This window comes from Bradyrhizobium sp. SUTN9-2 (assembly GCF_003122645.1).
Taxonomy (GTDB): Bacteria; Pseudomonadota; Alphaproteobacteria; order Rhizobiales; family Xanthobacteraceae; genus Bradyrhizobium; species Bradyrhizobium yuanmingense.
In genome coordinates this window covers 1,435,429-1,450,499 of the sequence record NZ_LAXE01000001.1, presented here as the reverse complement: position 1 = coordinate 1,450,499, position 15,071 = coordinate 1,435,429, and the positions used below count along the sequence as shown (strand labels likewise).

Sequence of the window (15,071 nt, the reverse complement as noted above, 5' to 3'; positions counted from 1 at the left end):
CCCTCGGGGCCCTCTAAGGCACCCCAAACGGCATCTTCATTGGGTTTCCAATTACCGCATTGACGTTTCTCAACCGGTAACGGTCGTCTTTTGCCGGCGTTGCCGCCGGCCTGGGCCAGATGTGGGAAGCAGGTTGCGGATGCGAAAGAGGCTACTTCACAATTTCGTGCGCGGACGGGCGGGCTTGGCGGTGGCGGGCCGAATCCCTTAAGTAGCGGCATGACAGTCAGCCATACCGCCGAGATCACCGGCCTCTACCGCTACCCGATCAAGGGCCTGACGCCGGAGCGCCTGTCGCACGTTCCTTTGCGGGTCGGCCAGACCCTGCCGGCCGACCGCCGCTACGCCATCGAGAACGGCCCGAGCGGGTTCGACCCCGAGGCGCCCGAATGGAAGCCGAAAATCCAGTTCCTGATGCTGGCGCGCAATGAGCGGCTGGCCGCGCTCGACAGCCGGTTCGACGACGAAACCAACGTGCTGACCATCCGCAAGGACGGCCAGATCGTCGCCAGCGGCGATCTCGAGACCGCCGCCGGGCGCGCCGCCATCGAGGCCTATTTCACGGAGAACTTTCAGCCCGAGTTGAAGGGCCCGCCCAAAATTCTCTCCGGCCGCGACCACAGCTTCTCCGACGTTGCCCGCAAGGTCGTCTCCATCATCAATCTCGACAGCGTCCGCGCCATCGAGACCATGCTCGGCGGCGTCGCCGTGCATCCGCTGCGCTTCCGCGCCAATCTCTACGTGAAAGGCTGGCCGGCCTGGTCGGAGCTCGACCTCGTCGGCCAGACGCTCGCGATCGGGCAGGCCAGACTGAAGGTGATCAAGCGCATCGTCCGCTGCCCGGCCACCAATGTCGACCCCGAGACCGCCAAGCGCGATCTCGAAATCCCGCCCACGCTCTCGCGCCATCTCGGCCATATGGACTGCGGCATCTATGCCGAGGTGATCGCCGACGGTGACGTCGGCGTCGGCGATGTGGTGGCGGTGGAAGAGCCGAAGCTGCTGTGAGCTAACTCCGTCTCAACATACTCCGTCATTGCGAGCGCAGCGAAGCAATCCAGGAATGCATCTGCGGAAACAGTCTGGATTGCTTCGTCGCAAGCGCTCCTCGCAATGACGAGGCTCAGTTCGGCATCACATACGCATAGATCTTGCCGCGCGAGACCGGGGCTTCGCGGACTCGGTTGCCGTTGTTGCCGGAGATCATGATCGGATTACCCTGCGCGTCGATGCCGGTGATGATGCCGACATGACCGCCGCGGCGGCCGCGCGACATCACGGCGATGGCACCGACCTGCGGTCCGGAGATGCGCGTGCCGTAGCGCGCGAACGAGCTCGCCATGTCGGAGCCGGTGCCCCGATGGCCGGTATGCTCCAGCACCATGTTCATGAAGCGCGCGCACCACAGCCGGCCGCGCCCGGTCGGATTGCCGCCGATATGGCGGCGCGCCTCGGAGACGAGACCCGATCCTCCGCTGAAGCCTCCGTTCATGCCGGCACCGCTGGCATTGGCATTCGGATCATAGCTCGCCTGGGTGTCGGCGAAGCCGCTTGCCTGCAATTGCGCCGCGCTGCGCTCGAAGCGCGAACTGCGGGCATGATGGCGATAGTGACGGTGGTGATGATGTCTGGCGTGATGCACGTAACCGTGCCGCTCTGCGCTATGACGATGATACGGCCGTGCCGAGGCCGGAGAAACGAACACGGCGAACGCCGCGAAGAACAGCGCCAGCGCGACAACACAACGCGACAGGCGAGACGCAAACAACTCGAACATTCTTCATCCTTCTTGACACCCCCACTTCCCGCCGGCCCGTGCAATGGCCGACATCCGTTTGGCCGTTAAGCCGCCCGATGTGGCGAGAAAAAGACGCAACGCCCGCGAATGGCTGCAATGATTTTGTGTTTGTGCTCGGCGCTGCTGCCGCATTGCCGACAACAGAATTAACTGCGATCCTCGAACACGGCTTGAAACAGAGGGAAACGGTTAATGCCCCACGCCACGACCAGGGACGGCGTCCGCATCTATTTCGAGGAGGCGGGCCAGGGAACGCCGATACTTTTTCTGCACGAGTTCGCGGCCGACTACACCAATTGGGAGCCGCAGATGCGCTACTTCTCGCGTGGCCATCGCTGCATCACCTATTCGGCGCGCGGCTACACGCCGTCGGACGTGCCTGACGGCGAGGTCTACACCTACACGCATTTCTACACCGATGCGCTTGCGGTGCTCGATCATCTCGGCATCGAGCGCGCGCATCTCGTCGGTCTTTCGATGGGCGCCTATTCCTCGTTGCAGATCGGGTTGAACGCGCCGCAGCGCGCACTGTCGATGACGCTGGCCGGCGTCGGCTCCGGCTCGGAGCTCGAGAACCTGGAGACCTGGCGCACGCAGTGCCGCGCCAATGCCGAGCAGTTCGAGACGCTGGGATCGGTGGAGGTCGCGAAAGTCACGCGCGAGGCGCCGAGCCGGATTCCGTTCCTGGTGAAGGATCCACGCGGGCATGCCGATTTCTACGCCGCACTGGCGCGGCACGATGCCAAGGGATCGGCGCGCACCATGCGCGGATTCCAGGGCGGCCGTCCCTCGATCTACACGATGACGGACGCGATCAGAGGCGCGGCAACACCCGCGCTGATCATCTGCGGCGACGAGGACGAGCCCTGCGTGGGCGCCAGCCTGTTCCTGAAGAAGCACCTGCCCGCGGCGGGGCTCGCGATGTTTCCGAAGTCCGGCCACGTGCTGAACCTGGAGGAGCCCGCGCTGTTCAACGAGAGTGTCGAGCGGTTCGTGACGCTGGTGGAAGCAGGACGTTGGCCGGTGCGGGACCCGCGGTCGCTGGTTTCCCACTAGCTGTCATTCCGGGACGCGCCGAAGGCGCAGGCCCGGAATCCATCGGGCTGCAGGCGCTGTTGGACGATGGATTCCGGGCTCGATGCTTCGCATCGCCCCGGAATGACGGAGAGAAACTACTTCCCCCCGCCGCGGCTCAGCAAGAACACCGCCTGCTCGCCGAACATGTTCCACACCCACCAGGGCAGGTTCAGCGGCACCGGGCGGCCGTAGAGATCGAGCGCGACCGAGCGCTCCATCTTGACGTTGATCTCGTCGCAGAGCTGCACGAAATCCTTGATGGTGCAGAAATGGATGTTGGCGGTGTCGTACCAGGTCGCCGGCAGATTCTCCGTGCGCGGCATGTGGCCGCCGATCAGGAGCTGGAGCCGCATCTTCCAGAAGCCGAAATTCGGGAACGAGACGATGGCGCGGCGGCCGATGCGCAGCAGGTTCTCCAGCACGACCTTCGGCTGCCGCGTCGCCTGCAGCGTCTGCGACAGGATCACGTAGTCGAAGGCATCGTCGGGATAATTGACGAGATCGGTGTCGGCATCGCCCTGCACCACCGCGAGCCCCTTGGCGACGCAGCGGTTGACGCCCTCGCGCGACAATTCGATGCCGCGGCCGTCGATGCCGCGGGTCTCCAGCAGCTGAAGCAGATCGCCGTCGCCGCAGCCGACGTCGAGCACTTTCGAGCCCGGCTTGACCATTTCGGCGACCAGCCGATGATCGGCGCGATAATCACCGGATGGCCTGGCGGCAACGCCGTCCAGCGGCAACACTTCCTGCACGGACATCGCTAACGGTCCTCGAGGTTGAGCCCGCGGGCCTTGCCTGCCGATTGCAGGAAGGCCCGGGAGATGTCGAAGAATTCGGGCACGTCGAGCAGGAAGGCGTCGTGGCCGCGATCGGTCTCGATCTCGGCGAATGACACGCGCGCGCTCGAAGCGTTCAGCGCGTGCACCAGCGCGCGCGATTCCGAGGTCGGAAACAGCCAGTCGCTGGTGAAGGAGACCACGCAGAAGCGGGTCTTGATGTCGGCGAAGGCCTTGGCCAGCACGCCGCCATGGTCGGCGGCGATGTCGAAATAGTCCATCGCCCGCGTCAGGTAGAGATAGGAATTGGCGTCGAAGCGCTCGACGAAGGACGAGCCCTGGTAACGCAGATAGGATTCGACCTGGAAATCGGCGTCGAACGAGAAGGTCGGCAGCTCGCGGTCCTGCATGCGCCGGCCGAACTTGCGGTGCAGCGCCGCGTCCGAGAGATAGGTGATGTGCGCCGCCATCCGCGCCACCGCGAGCCCGCGATGCGGATGGATCCCGCGATCGGCATAGCCGCCGCCATGCCAGTCGGGGTCGGCCATCACGGCCTGGCGGCCGAGCTCGTGGAAGGCGATGTTCTGCGCCGAGTGCCGCGTCGCGCAGGCGATCGCCAGCGCGGAGTACACGCGGCTAGGATAGGCGGCGGTCCATTGCAGCACCTGCATGCCGCCCATCGAGCCGCCGACGACGGCAAACAGCGTGTCGATGCCGAGCCGGTCGATCAGCATCGCCTGCGCGCGCACCATGTCCGGAATGGTGATGACGGGGAAGTCCAGGCCCCAGACCTTGCCGGTGGCGGGATTGATCGACGCCGGCCCGGTCGAGCCCATACAGCCGCCGATCACGTTGGAGCAGATGATGAAGTAGTGCTTGGGATCGATGGGTCGGCCGGGACCGACCAGCGTCTCCCACCAGCCCGGCTTGCCGGTGACGGGATGTACGTTGGCGACATGCTGGTCGCCGGTCAACGCATGACAGATCAGCACGGCGTTGGAGCGATCGGCATTGAGCTCGCCATAGGTCTGGTAGGCGATCTGGAACGGGGTGAGATCGACGCCGCAATCGAGCCGCAGCGGCTGCTCGGCGCCGAAATGCGCAACCAGCGAGCTTGGATGATCCACCTCGTGCGACCGCTCGTCGGCGCTGATCGCAGGACTCGGTATCGACTTGACGCTACCCATCTCGGACATCGACCTCGTTTGCGACTGGCTGCTCGACCGCGCCGCTGACATCAGGCCATGAAAAACCCGGCCTGAACGATAGGTTCGGCCGGGATCGGAAGCGTCCCCGGCCTGTTTAGCGAGTTTTTTAACGTGGCTGCAAGCCGGCCGGCTCAAATGACCACGGAACGGGCAAAAGCTACCGTCTTGGGCGGTTTTCGTCAAGTCGCGGCCCGGATCGGCCCAATTCGCCTCTGCCGCGACGCCCGCAAAGCACGTCATTTCTCTTTGCTTTCGCCGCCCCGACTGCCTAATCAGGATATCCCCCACCGGAACGATCGACGACCAGACATGTCCCAACGTCCGCCCGCGCCACCATCGCTTCAGGAACTGCGCAAGGAGATCGACGCGATCGACGAGGGCATGCATCGCCTCCTCATGCAGCGCGGCGAGATCATCGATCGCCTGATCCAGGTGAAGCAGACCCAGGAGGTCGGCTCGGCGTTCCGGCCTGCGCGCGAAGCTTCGATGATGCGCGAGATCGTGCAGCGTCATCGCGGCATCCTGCCGCTCGACACGGTCGAGAGCATCTGGCGCGTCATCATCTCGACCTTCACTTACGTACAGGCGCCGTTCTCCGTGCATGCCGACATCTCGGCCAGCGAGGCGGCGATGCGCGATTCCGTGCGCTTCAATTTCGGCTTCACCGTGCCTTACGTCGCGCATTTCAGCGCACAGGCCGCGGTCGAGGCGGTAGCGAAATCCAAGGGTGATCTGGCAATGGTCTCGGCGACCTCGAGCCGCACGCCATGGTGGCTGGAGCTGGAAGCGGACGGCGCACCAAAGATCATCGCGCGGATGCCCTTCATCGAGCGTGCCGATCATCCGGCCGCATTGCCGGTGTTCGCGATCTCGCGCGTCGCCGACAGCGCCCTGGTGACGGAGGTCGAGACGTTCAGCGTGCGCGTCTCCGGATGGAACGCCGAGGTCGCCCGGGCGCTGTCGCCGCTCGCCGAGATCGTGGCCGTGCCCGATACCGCCTTCGACGGCGCGGCGCTCTTGGTCTCGGTCACCGGCGCGACCAGCATCGACAAGATCAGGGCTGCCCTGATCGAGGCGGGGGCCTCGGTGCGCTCCGTGGCCCTCGTCGGCAGCCACGCAACGCGCTATACGGTGCCCCCGACCGGGCCGAAATCGTAGGTCGCGAACAGCCCAGCCTATCCGGAGTCCAAGATGTCCCGCCCCGTGCCGAATCCCGGCATTCTCGATATTGCGCCCTACACGCCCGGCAAGAGCCCGGTGCCGGAGCCGGGCCGCAAGGTGTTCAAACTCTCCGCCAACGAGACGCCGTTCGGGCCCTCGCCCAAGGCGATCGAAGCCTTCAAGCGCGTGGCGGATCATCTGGAGGACTACCCGGAAGGCACCTCGCGCGTGCTGCGCGAGGCGATCGGCCGCTCGTTCGGCCTCGATCCCAACCGCATCATCTGCGGCGCCGGCTCGGACGAGATCCTCAATCTGCTCGCGCACACCTATCTCAGCCAGGGCGACGAGGCGATCTCGACGACACACGGCTTCCTGGTCTACCCGATCGCGACGATGGCGGTCGGCGCCAGGAACGTCATCGCCCAGGAGACCAACCTCACCGCCGACGTCGACGCCATCCTGAAGGCCGTGACGCCGAAGACGAAGCTGGTCTGGCTCGCCAACCCCAACAACCCGACGGGCACCTATCTTCCGTTCGACGAGGTCAAGCGGCTGCGCGCCGGCCTGCCCTCGCACGTGCTGCTGGTGCTGGACGCCGCCTATTGCGATTACGTCTCGCGCAACGACTATGAGATGGGAATCGAGCTCGTCGCCACCACCGAGAACACGGTGGTGACGCACACCTTCTCCAAGATCCACGGTCTTGCCGCGCTGCGCATCGGCTGGATGTTCGGGCCCGAGCACGTCATCGACGCGGTCAATCGCATCCGCGGTCCCTTCAACGTGTCGACGCCGGCGATGTATGCCGCGATCGCCGCGATCGAGGATACCGCGCATCAGGCGATGTCGAAGCAGTTCACCGAGACCTGGCGCAACTGGCTCACCGAGGAGATCGGCAAGCTCGGGCTGAAGGTGACGCCGAGCGTCGCCAATTTCGTGCTGATCCATTTCCCGACCGACAAGGGCAAGACCGCCGATGACGCCGACGCGTTCCTGACCAAGCGGGGGCTCGTGCTGCGCGGCTTGAAGAACTACGGCCTGCCGCATGCGCTGCGCATGACCATCGGCACCGAGGAGGCCAACCGCCTCGTCGTCGAAGGCTTGCGCGACTTCATGGGCGGCAAATGAGCGCGCAGGCGCACTTCCAGCGCGTGGCGCTGATCGGCTTCGGCCTGATCGGCGGCTCGATTGCCCGCGCTGCGAAGCTCCAGGGGCTTGCCGGTGAAATCGTCACCACCGCACGCTCGGAGAAGACACGCGCGCGTGTCGCCGAGCTCGGCATCGTCGATCAGGTGGTGGCGACCAATGCGGAGGCCGTGAGGGATGCCGATCTCGTCATCCTCTGCATTCCCGTCGGCGCCTGCGGACCCGTAGCGCAGGAGATCGCGCCGCATCTCAAGCCGGGTGCGATCGTCTCCGACGTCGGCTCGGTCAAGGGCGCTGTGGTCCGCGACATGGCCCCGCATCTGCCGGGCGGCATTCATTTCGTGCCGGCGCATCCGGTGGCAGGCACCGAGCATTCCGGCCCGGATTCGGGCTTCGCCGAGCTCTTCATCAACCGCTGGTGCATCCTGACCCCGCCTGATGGCAGCGACGCAGCGGCGACCGATCACCTGCGCGCGTTCTGGGCGGCGATGGGCGCCAAGGTCGAGGTGATGACGCCGGATCATCACGACCTCGTGCTCGCGATCACCAGCCACCTGCCGCATCTGATCGCCTACACCATCGTCGGCACCGCCGACGAATTGGCGCAGGTGACGGAATCCGAGGTGATCAAATTCTCCGCCGGCGGTTTTCGCGATTTCACCCGCATTGCGGCGTCCGATCCGACGATGTGGCGCGACGTCTTCCTCGCCAACAAGGAGGCCGTGCTGGAGATGCTCGGCACCTTCACCGAGGATCTGGCAAAGCTCACCCGCGCGATCCGCCGCGGCGACGGGGAGGCGCTGTTCGACCACTTCACCCGCACCCGCGCCATCCGCCGCGGCATCGTCGAGATCGGCCAGGATTCCGCCGCGCCCGATTTCGGCCGCCAGCATGGCGCGCTGAAGAAGCCGTGAGCCTGTAGCCCGGACAAAGCTGCGTAGCCCGGATGGAGCACAAGCGTAATCCGGGACAGTGCCAGCTGTGATCAAGAACCTCGGATTGCGCTGCGCTCCATCCGGGCTACGGGAGCCAACTAATACAGCGGCGGGATCTGGCCGACCTTGACCGGGCCGAGCAGCACGGCACCGTCGACGAATTTTAGCGGGAAGCTCCGCGCTTTCTTGCCTTCCAGCGTGCTCTCGGTACCGATCGAATTGATGCCGGCGGCAACGCCGGCATTGGCGTTCTGCTTGATGACCTTGCCGAGGCCCGGCACGGCGCGGTCGAGCGCGCCGAACAGATTATTCAGGTCCTGCGACTTCACGCCGGGCGCGAGGCGATCGAGCGTTGCCTGCGGTACGCCCTCCTCCAGCATCTTCTCGATGCCGAGCGCCGGGATCACGCGCTCGAGGCCGGTCACCGTCATCTGCAATTCGCCGTCGAGCCGGCCGTTGGGCGACAGGCCGAGCGTGCCGGCCGCGACCGCGATCATCTCGCCCTGTTGAATGCGCGACTGCACGATCTCGATGTGACCGCCGGCGGCCTGGATCTCGCGGAAGCGCTGCGGCCACGGTTTGGGCGTGAGGTCGGAGAGGCCGGTGATCTTGGCGCGGGTGTCCGCCTCGAACGGCTCGGCGAGCAGCGGATGCACGCCCTGGATGCTGCCCTGCGCGACATGGAGCACGGTCTCGATCACCGGATGATCGGCCGGCGAGCCATCGGCAAGGCGCCCGTGCAGCTCAACCTGCTTGGCGCGCGCAAGCGGCACCTGCACGCTGCCATCGAGACGGTTGAGGCTGGGGTCGTCGAACACGATGGAAGCGCGATCCGGCACAGCCGGCAGACCCGCCACACTGGCGCGGCCCTTGCTCCAATTCACGGTGAAGGTGTTTTGCGTAATGCCGTCGATCAGCGTGGCGGGCGCTGCGAATTCGGCGATGATGCGCTTGGGGTCGTAGACCTGGGCCACGACCAGGATGTTGTCGAGCTTGGCCGTGAACGGCGTCTTGCTCGCGTTCTGCGAGACCAGGGCGACGCTGGCGCCGGAGCACTGGACCTCGAAGCGGAACGGGAAGCCGGCGATCGAGCGCTTGGCACAATCATAGATGCGGCCGGCCTTGGCCTCCTGCGCCCGCCAGGCGTCGGCGACGAATTCGGCCTGCCACGCCGCATAGAACCAGAAGCAGGTCCAGCCGACGGCGAGGACCAGGACGAGAACGGGGGCGATGAAAAGGCCCCAGCGGGAGCGGCGGCCAGTGGCAACGGTCATATTGGACATGCGGCGACCCTTTGACGCCAGATTCAGGCAAATGTAAGCGGGGCGGGCCTGCGACGAAAGGCGCAGAAATCGCTTCGCTTGGGCGCAGGGTTCTGGTAGCCGTCCCCGAAATGTCCGAAATCACCCTCCCCTCCGTCACCACAGCCAAGGGCGACCTCTGGGTGTTCGGCTACGGCTCGCTGATGTGGCGGCCGGGCTTCGATTTCGAGGAGCGCGTCCCGGCGCGGCTGGTCGGCGAGCATCGCGCGCTCTGCGTCTATTCCTTCGTGCATCGCGGCACGCCGGAGAAGCCGGGCCTGGTGCTCGGACTAGACCGCGGCGGCGCCTGCCGCGGCATCGCCTTCCGTGTCGCCGAGAAGAACCGTGCCGAAGTGGTCGCCTATTTGCGCGCACGCGAGCAGGTCACCTCGGTCTATCGCGAGGTGATGCGCTCGGTGTGGCTGGAGAACGATGCACGCCAGCGCGTCGCCGCGCTCGCCTACGTCGTCGACCGCGGTCATGTGCAATATGCCGGCCGCCTCTCGCTCGCCGAGCAGCACCGCCATGTCGTCCAGGGCCACGGCCAGTCCGGCGCCAACCGCGACTACGTCACCGCGACGGTGAAGGCGATCGAGGCCGAAGGCTTTCGCGACACGCAGCTGCATCAGCTTGCATTGATGCTGCACGGTGATGCGCATTCCCTGCACGCGGCGGCTCGGGACCAGGATCGGGAAAGCCGCTAAAGCATGACCCGGAAAAGTGCGAAGCGGTTTTCCGGAAAGATCATGCGTAAACAACAACCTAGAGCGCGATGAAGATTCATCCCAATCTCATCGCGCTTTAGCCGGTCGGCGCGTAGCTCGGCGCCGAGCCGATCAACTGCTCCTGCTCCTTCCGTCCTGCTTCGACGAGCCGGGCGGTCGCGTCCTCGATCGCCGCTTGCACGCGTGCGAGAAACTCGTCCTTCGGCAGGCCCGGCGGCAACGGTTCGAGAAACTCGACCACCAGCGTGCCCGGGTAGCGCATGAAGGTGCGGCGCGGCCAGAACAGGCCGGAATTGAGCGCGATCGGCAGGCACGGCACGCCGCAGGAGGAATAGATCTGCGCAAAACCGGTCTTGTAATCGGGCGGCGCGCCCGGCGCACGGCGCGTGCCTTCCGGAAAGATCACGAGCTGCTTTCCACTGCGCACCGCCTCGCGCGCGCGCCGCGTCATCTCGAGCAGCGCCTTCACGCCGGCATTGCGGTCGATCGCGATCATCCCGGTCTTGACCAGGAACTGGCCGAACACCGGGATCTGCATCAGCTGGCGCTTGAGGATGAAGATCGGGCGATTGAAAAAGCCCGGCAGCACGAAAGTCTCCCAGAACGACTGATGCTTGGCCACGATCAGCAGCGGTCCTGTCGGGATCTTCTCCACCCCGCGGAATTCCACCTTGATGTTGCAGACCAGGCGCATCAGGACCAGCGTGGCCTTGGCCCACCATTGCGCCACCGTCAGCATGGCGCGCGGCGGCAATGCAAAGGTCGGCAGCGCAACGATCGCCAGACAGACCAGCACGGCGTAGAACAGCACGTTGAACACGAGCGATCGCAGGAAAATCAGGAACATCGATGGTCCGATCAATTGGCCTGCGCGGTGGCGGGCCGCTTCGGTTGCTGACCTGCAGGCTGCTCCGACATCTCAGGCCAAAGGTCAATCCCGAAATCCTCCAGCCGCACCCTGAGCTCGGCCGCAACGTACTTGACGTATTCGGACAGGAGCAGCCGCAGCGTCGAGCCTGAGATCCACCACGGCTCCTCGCGCCATTTTTCGCCGACCACCGCGAACGGGATCAGCGTCGTCCGCGGCATCGCATGCGAGAATTCCACCAGCGCGCGCGGCATGTGATAGTTCGAGGTGACCACGATCAGAGACGTAAATCGGCGTCCCTCGGCCCAGCGCCGCGCCTCCGCCGCGTTGCCGCGGGTCGTGAGCGCGGTGCGGTCGAGGTCGACGCAACAGGTCATGAAGGACTGATTCTCCGGCAAGGTGCGGGAGATGTCGTTCGCCGTCGAGGTCGGATGCACGCCGGAAATCAGGAGCCGCCTGCCGTAGCCGGCAGCCAGCAGCTCCATCGCGTCCGATACCCGCGAGGAGCCGCCGGTCAGGACCACGATGCCGTCCGCCTTGCGATCGGGTACTTTCTCGGCCCCGCGCAATTGCGCCAGGAACGCAATGAAGCCCGCCGCCGCGCCGACGAAGGCGAGCGCGATCGTCGACACGATTGCCGCGCGCAGCCAGCCGCGCGGCAGTTTCGGCGATCGATCGTCGGTCGGCGAGCTCATGCGATGTCGGTGATCCCTTCCCGATCTGATTTTATGACGTTTTGAGGCGAAGTGGAGTCCGGTTTCTTCACCCTCTCCCCTTGTGGGAGAGGGTGGCATAGGCGGCCGCCGGCCGCCGTTCTTAAGAACGCCGATGCTTTGCATCGGCTATGGCGAAAGCGGCGAGACGGGTGAGGGGTTCTCTCCGCGCATTCACCTCGACATTTGTACGCGTGGACAGAACCCCTCATCCGGCGCTTCGCGCCACCTTCTCCCACAAGGGGAGAAGGGAAGAAAAGAAACTCAATCAACATCGTTCAATGTCGCGAACAGCGTTTGGCGCGAGGCGACTGCGGTAATGGCGCCGATCAGGACGGCCTGAACCGCGAGCACGATGTAGCCGGAGGGGCGCAGCGAGAAGGTGCCGAGCAGCGCGGCGAACTGGTCGCCGACGGGAGTCCCGGAAAACCAGCCTGCGATGGACTCGGAGAAGCCGAACATCAGCATGGCGGCACCGCCGCCGATCACGCCGCCCTCCAGGCCCAGCCTGAGGAAATGACGCAGGAAGTGGTTGGCGATGTAGCGGTCGCCGGCGCCAACGAAATGCAGGACCTCGACGATCGGACGGTTCGCCGCCATTGCGCCGCGCGTCGCGAACGACACCGAGATGATGGTTGCGACGATGACGAGCGCGAGGATGCCGAGGCCGGCCAGCACGGTGGCGTTCGTCATCAGGCGCATGCGCTCGATCCAGGCGCGGTGATCGTCGACGCTGGCGCTAGGGGCGACCTGCGCCACGCGCGCGCGCAAGGCGCCGAGATCGAGCGGCGTGCCCGGCTGCACGCGCGCGATGATCATGCGCGGCACCGGCAGATCGTCCATCGACAGGCCGGTGCCGAGCCAGGGCTCGAGCAGCTTGCCGCTCTCGTCCCTGGTGAACGGCTTGACCTCGACGATACCGGCTTGCGTGCGCATCGCTTCCGCCACGGCGGCGGTGTCGCGATCGAGATCGCGGCCGGCCTGCGGACGAATCTGGATGGTGATTTCGCTCGCGACATCCGATTGCCATTCGGCGGCGGAGGCACTCACCAGCAGCACCGTGCCCGTGGCCATCGAGGCGAGGAACGTCATGATGGCGACCACCGCGAGCAGCGCTCTGCCGTGGATCGAGGCGCGCGGCACGATCGGCGACATGTTGCGCGCCTTGGCCGGAAGCTGCGGACGCTCCTGCCCGAGATCGACCAGCACGCCGCGCTCGTCCAGCCTACTCATAGACGTGCAGCCGTCCCTGGTGCAGCACCAGGCGCCGCGCCTCGTACTGGTCCATCAGGCCGATGTCGTGGGTGGCGATGATGACGGCGGTGCCTGATTTGTTGAGCTCGATGAAGAGTCGCAGCAGGCGGCGGCCGAGCGTCGGATCGACGCTGCCGGTCGGCTCGTCCGCGAGCAGCAGCTGCGGCCGCGAGATCACGGCGCGCGCGATCGCGGCGCGCTGCTTCTCGCCGCCTGACAGGATCGGCGGCAGCGCGTCCATGCGGTCGCCGAGGCCGACCCAGCGCAACAGATCGATCACCTCCTTGCGGTAGCTCGACTCGCTGCGGCCCATGACGCGGAACGGCAGCGCGACGTTCTCATAGGTCGTCATGTGATCGAGCAGGCGGAAATCCTGGAGCACGATGCCGATGCGCTTGCGCAAGTCTGCGATCTCGTCCTTGCCGAGCTGCGAGATGTCGTGGCCGAACAGGTTGACGAGGCCCCGCGTCGGTCGATGCGACAGGAACAACAGGCGCAGCAGGGACGTCTTGCCGGCACCTGACGGCCCGGTGAGAAACTGGAAGGAATGCGCGGGGATCTGGAAGGTGAGGTCGCGCAAAATCTCCGGCCCCAGACCGTAACGCAATCCGACATTTTCGAACCGAACCAAGCTCAGCTCCGTTCGAGAGGGGGCGCGGGCCGCATTGCGGCGGTCCGCCATACGCGATCAACGGGTTTTGCCGCCGTTATGGTTTCCGGTTCGTTAACGGTCGCCCAGTAGCATAAGGGGCGCCCGGTCTCCGCGACCGTGGCATCGTCAAGACCTTCGTTCATGCATCAAGGCTCGTCCATGCATATCGTCTGCCCCCATTGTATGACATCCTACGCCATCAAGCTCGCGAGCCTTGGGGCGAACGGGCGGGCGGTCCGCTGCTCCCGCTGCAAGGAGACCTGGATCGCCCACGCCGAGGATGCCATCGAGGAGGCGTCCGTTCCGGCCATGGCCGCGGCCAGCCGAGCCGACGACCAGTCCGACCTCGCCGAACAATGGAACTCCTATGCCAAGGACGACGGCGCCACTGATACGCCGGTCGTCGATAGTCCCTCGATCGCCAGCGACTGGCCGGATGAGGAGACCCGCGAGACCGAGGACGAATGGTCGGCAGCGGCCCGGCAGGCCGAAGAGGAGGCCGCCGGCGCGCAACACCAGTCCTGGTTCCGCAGCCTGTTCCCCCGCCGCGGCGCGCGGGTGAGCCGCCCGGTCGCCACCACAGCTCCGCGCAAATCCTATCTTGGCCTGCCGACCGCCTGCGCCGCGATGGGCGCGCTGGTGCTGGCACTGGTGCTCTGGCGCGGCGACGTGGTGCGGCTGCTGCCGCAGACGGCAGCGTTCTACAAGATGGTCGGGCTCGAGGTGAACTTGCGGGGTCTCGCCTTCAAGGACGTCAAGCTCTCCAGCGAGACCGTGGACGGTAAACAGGTGTTGGTGATCGAGGGCGTCATCGTCGGCGAGGGCAAGAAGCCGCTCGACATTCCGCGGCTGCGTTTTGCCGTGCGCGACGCCCAGGGCGCGGAGATCTATGCCTGGAATGCGGTGCTGGAGCAGACCGTGCTGCGGCCAGGTGAGCGCGCCTTCTTCCGCTCGCGCCTGGCCTCACCGCCGCCGGAAGGCCGCAACATCGACGTTCGTTTCTTCAACCGGCGCGACATTGCCGGCGGCAGCGTATAATCGCCCCCCAGGGGAGGTTGATACCAAGGTTCGTCTCATGCCGAAGATCTTGATTGCCGACGACGAGGATTCGATGCGCGCGCTGGTGGCGCGCGCCATTGCCATGGACGGCCACGAGACCGTCACCGCCCAGGACGGCGCAGAGGCGCTGGAGATCCTGACCCGCGAGGATGGCGCCTTCGACCTGTTGCTCACCGACATCCAGATGCCGGTGATGGACGGCATCGCGCTGGCGCTCTCCGCGGCGCGCGATTTTCCCGACCTGACCATCCTGCTGATGACCGGCTTTGCCGACCAGCGCGAGCGCGCCTCGAACCTGAACGCGCTGGTGCATGACGTCGTGACCAAGCCGTTCTCGGTCGCCGATATCCGCACGGCGGTCGCCGATGCGCTGGCGGCGAAGAAGGGCTAGCGTCGGC

Annotated in this window: 16 protein-coding genes and 1 riboswitch; of the genes, 8 read left to right on the top strand and 8 right to left on the bottom strand. The window is 65.7% G+C overall.

The genetic code is table 11. The features are described 5' to 3' along the window. Positions 1 to 219 precede the first annotated feature (219 nt). Positions 220 to 1,008: an MOSC domain-containing protein gene (locus XF30_RS06840; protein ID WP_109142256.1), complete on the top strand. Its 789-nt coding sequence runs from the start codon at positions 220 to 222 to the stop codon at positions 1,006 to 1,008. A gap of 115 nt (positions 1,009 to 1,123) precedes the next feature. Here the strand turns inward: XF30_RS06840 and XF30_RS06835 are convergent, their stop codons facing one another. Next, positions 1,124 to 1,777, bottom strand: coding sequence for a TIGR02594 family protein (locus XF30_RS06835; protein WP_109142255.1), 654 nt, complete (start codon positions 1,775 to 1,777; stop codon positions 1,124 to 1,126). 213 nt (positions 1,778 to 1,990) lie between these two features. Between XF30_RS06835 and XF30_RS06830 the strand changes: the two genes are divergently transcribed. After that, on the top strand, positions 1,991 to 2,854 hold the full coding sequence (locus tag XF30_RS06830) for an alpha/beta fold hydrolase (protein WP_035996943.1): 864 nt from the start codon (positions 1,991 to 1,993) through the stop codon (positions 2,852 to 2,854). 116 nt (positions 2,855 to 2,970) lie between these two features. Here XF30_RS06830 and metW read toward each other — a convergent pair whose 3' ends face one another. Then, entirely contained in the window at positions 2,971 to 3,633 is a 663-nt protein-coding gene (gene metW / locus XF30_RS06825; protein WP_035996939.1) for a methionine biosynthesis protein MetW, read from the bottom strand. Positions 3,634 to 3,635: 2 nt separating this feature from the next. Continuing rightward, on the bottom strand, positions 3,636 to 4,838 hold the full coding sequence (metX, locus tag XF30_RS06820) for a homoserine O-acetyltransferase MetX (protein WP_109142254.1): 1,203 nt from the start codon (positions 4,836 to 4,838) through the stop codon (positions 3,636 to 3,638). Between the two features lie 94 nt (positions 4,839 to 4,932). Beyond that, positions 4,933 to 5,012: riboswitch (SAM riboswitch) on the bottom strand. Positions 5,013 to 5,168: 156 nt separating this feature from the next. On the opposite strand from metX, the gene XF30_RS06815 reads away from it, so the two are divergent. The 3 genes from XF30_RS06815 to XF30_RS06805 are packed head-to-tail and all read left to right on the top strand — an operon-like array spanning position 5,169 to position 8,080. Then, complete coding sequence (locus tag XF30_RS06815) at positions 5,169 to 6,017, top strand: chorismate mutase (protein ID WP_035996937.1); 849 nt, start codon at positions 5,169 to 5,171, stop codon at positions 6,015 to 6,017. A gap of 33 nt (positions 6,018 to 6,050) precedes the next feature. Beyond that, positions 6,051 to 7,148 carry a histidinol-phosphate transaminase gene (gene hisC, locus XF30_RS06810; protein WP_109142253.1) on the top strand — a complete coding sequence of 366 codons (1,098 nt, stop codon included), beginning with the start codon at positions 6,051 to 6,053 and terminating at the stop codon, positions 7,146 to 7,148. Then, positions 7,145 to 8,080 carry a prephenate/arogenate dehydrogenase family protein gene (locus tag XF30_RS06805; RefSeq protein WP_109142252.1) on the top strand — a complete coding sequence of 312 codons (936 nt, stop codon included), beginning with the start codon at positions 7,145 to 7,147 and terminating at the stop codon, positions 8,078 to 8,080. Before hisC ends, XF30_RS06805 begins: the two co-directional genes overlap by 4 nt. Before the next feature lie 119 nt (positions 8,081 to 8,199). Here the strand turns inward: XF30_RS06805 and XF30_RS06800 are convergent, their stop codons facing one another. Further along, a complete protein-coding gene (locus tag XF30_RS06800) occupies positions 8,200 to 9,384 on the bottom strand; it encodes a DUF2125 domain-containing protein (RefSeq protein WP_109142251.1) in 1,185 nt (394 codons plus the stop codon). Positions 9,385 to 9,494: 110 nt separating this feature from the next. On the opposite strand from XF30_RS06800, the gene XF30_RS06795 reads away from it, so the two are divergent. Then, positions 9,495 to 10,106: a gamma-glutamylcyclotransferase gene (locus XF30_RS06795; RefSeq protein WP_109142250.1), complete on the top strand. Its 612-nt coding sequence runs from the start codon at positions 9,495 to 9,497 to the stop codon at positions 10,104 to 10,106. Positions 10,107 to 10,203: 97 nt separating this feature from the next. Here XF30_RS06795 and XF30_RS06790 read toward each other — a convergent pair whose 3' ends face one another. The 4 genes from XF30_RS06790 to ftsE all read right to left on the bottom strand — a co-directional run bounded on the left by XF30_RS06790 (position 10,204) and on the right by ftsE (position 13,593). Continuing rightward, complete coding sequence (locus XF30_RS06790) at positions 10,204 to 10,974, bottom strand: lysophospholipid acyltransferase family protein (RefSeq protein ID WP_035996922.1); 771 nt, start codon at positions 10,972 to 10,974, stop codon at positions 10,204 to 10,206. Positions 10,975 to 10,985: 11 nt separating this feature from the next. Continuing rightward, complete coding sequence (locus tag XF30_RS06785; protein ID WP_035996919.1) at positions 10,986 to 11,690, bottom strand: YdcF family protein; 705 nt, start codon at positions 11,688 to 11,690, stop codon at positions 10,986 to 10,988. 282 nt (positions 11,691 to 11,972) lie between these two features. Then, positions 11,973 to 12,941 carry a cell division protein FtsX gene (locus tag XF30_RS06780; RefSeq protein ID WP_035996909.1) on the bottom strand — a complete coding sequence of 323 codons (969 nt, stop codon included), beginning with the start codon at positions 12,939 to 12,941 and terminating at the stop codon, positions 11,973 to 11,975. Further along, the gene (gene ftsE, locus XF30_RS06775) at positions 12,934 to 13,593 is read right to left on the bottom strand and encodes a cell division ATP-binding protein FtsE (protein ID WP_057028593.1); all 660 of its coding nucleotides are present in this window, start codon (positions 13,591 to 13,593) and stop codon (positions 12,934 to 12,936) included. The genes XF30_RS06780 and ftsE overlap by 8 nt, the downstream gene beginning before the upstream one ends. Positions 13,594 to 13,773: 180 nt before the next feature. Between ftsE and XF30_RS06770 the strand changes: the two genes are divergently transcribed. Together XF30_RS06770 and XF30_RS06765 are read left to right on the top strand one after the other, a co-directional pair. Further along, positions 13,774 to 14,652 carry an MJ0042-type zinc finger domain-containing protein gene (locus XF30_RS06770; protein WP_035996896.1) on the top strand — a complete coding sequence of 293 codons (879 nt, stop codon included), beginning with the start codon at positions 13,774 to 13,776 and terminating at the stop codon, positions 14,650 to 14,652. A gap of 37 nt (positions 14,653 to 14,689) precedes the next feature. Continuing rightward, positions 14,690 to 15,064 (top strand): response regulator, encoded by a 375-nt coding sequence (locus XF30_RS06765; protein ID WP_035996894.1) that lies wholly within the window; start codon positions 14,690 to 14,692, stop codon positions 15,062 to 15,064. Positions 15,065 to 15,071: the final 7 nt, after the last annotated feature.

Coding starts and splice junctions, on each gene's coding strand:
- XF30_RS06800 (WP_109142251.1), bottom strand. CDS start 9,384: ATGTCCAATATGACCGTTGCCACTGGCCGCCGCTCCCGCTGGGGCCTT.
- XF30_RS06765 (WP_035996894.1), top strand. CDS start 14,690: ATGCCGAAGATCTTGATTGCCGACGACGAGGATTCGATGCGCGCGCTG.
- XF30_RS06840 (WP_109142256.1), top strand. CDS start 220: ATGACAGTCAGCCATACCGCCGAGATCACCGGCCTCTACCGCTACCCG.
- XF30_RS06805 (WP_109142252.1), top strand. CDS start 7,145: ATGAGCGCGCAGGCGCACTTCCAGCGCGTGGCGCTGATCGGCTTCGGC.
- XF30_RS06790 (WP_035996922.1), bottom strand. CDS start 10,974: ATGTTCCTGATTTTCCTGCGATCGCTCGTGTTCAACGTGCTGTTCTAC.
- XF30_RS06835 (WP_109142255.1), bottom strand. CDS start 1,777: ATGTTCGAGTTGTTTGCGTCTCGCCTGTCGCGTTGTGTTGTCGCGCTG.
- XF30_RS06770 (WP_035996896.1), top strand. CDS start 13,774: ATGCATATCGTCTGCCCCCATTGTATGACATCCTACGCCATCAAGCTC.
- XF30_RS06815 (WP_035996937.1), top strand. CDS start 5,169: ATGTCCCAACGTCCGCCCGCGCCACCATCGCTTCAGGAACTGCGCAAG.
- XF30_RS06830 (WP_035996943.1), top strand. CDS start 1,991: ATGCCCCACGCCACGACCAGGGACGGCGTCCGCATCTATTTCGAGGAG.
- metX (WP_109142254.1), bottom strand. CDS start 4,838: ATGGGTAGCGTCAAGTCGATACCGAGTCCTGCGATCAGCGCCGACGAG.
- XF30_RS06780 (WP_035996909.1), bottom strand. CDS start 12,941: ATGAGTAGGCTGGACGAGCGCGGCGTGCTGGTCGATCTCGGGCAGGAG.
- XF30_RS06795 (WP_109142250.1), top strand. CDS start 9,495: ATGTCCGAAATCACCCTCCCCTCCGTCACCACAGCCAAGGGCGACCTC.
- hisC (WP_109142253.1), top strand. CDS start 6,051: ATGTCCCGCCCCGTGCCGAATCCCGGCATTCTCGATATTGCGCCCTAC.
- metW (WP_035996939.1), bottom strand. CDS start 3,633: ATGTCCGTGCAGGAAGTGTTGCCGCTGGACGGCGTTGCCGCCAGGCCA.
- XF30_RS06785 (WP_035996919.1), bottom strand. CDS start 11,690: ATGAGCTCGCCGACCGACGATCGATCGCCGAAACTGCCGCGCGGCTGG.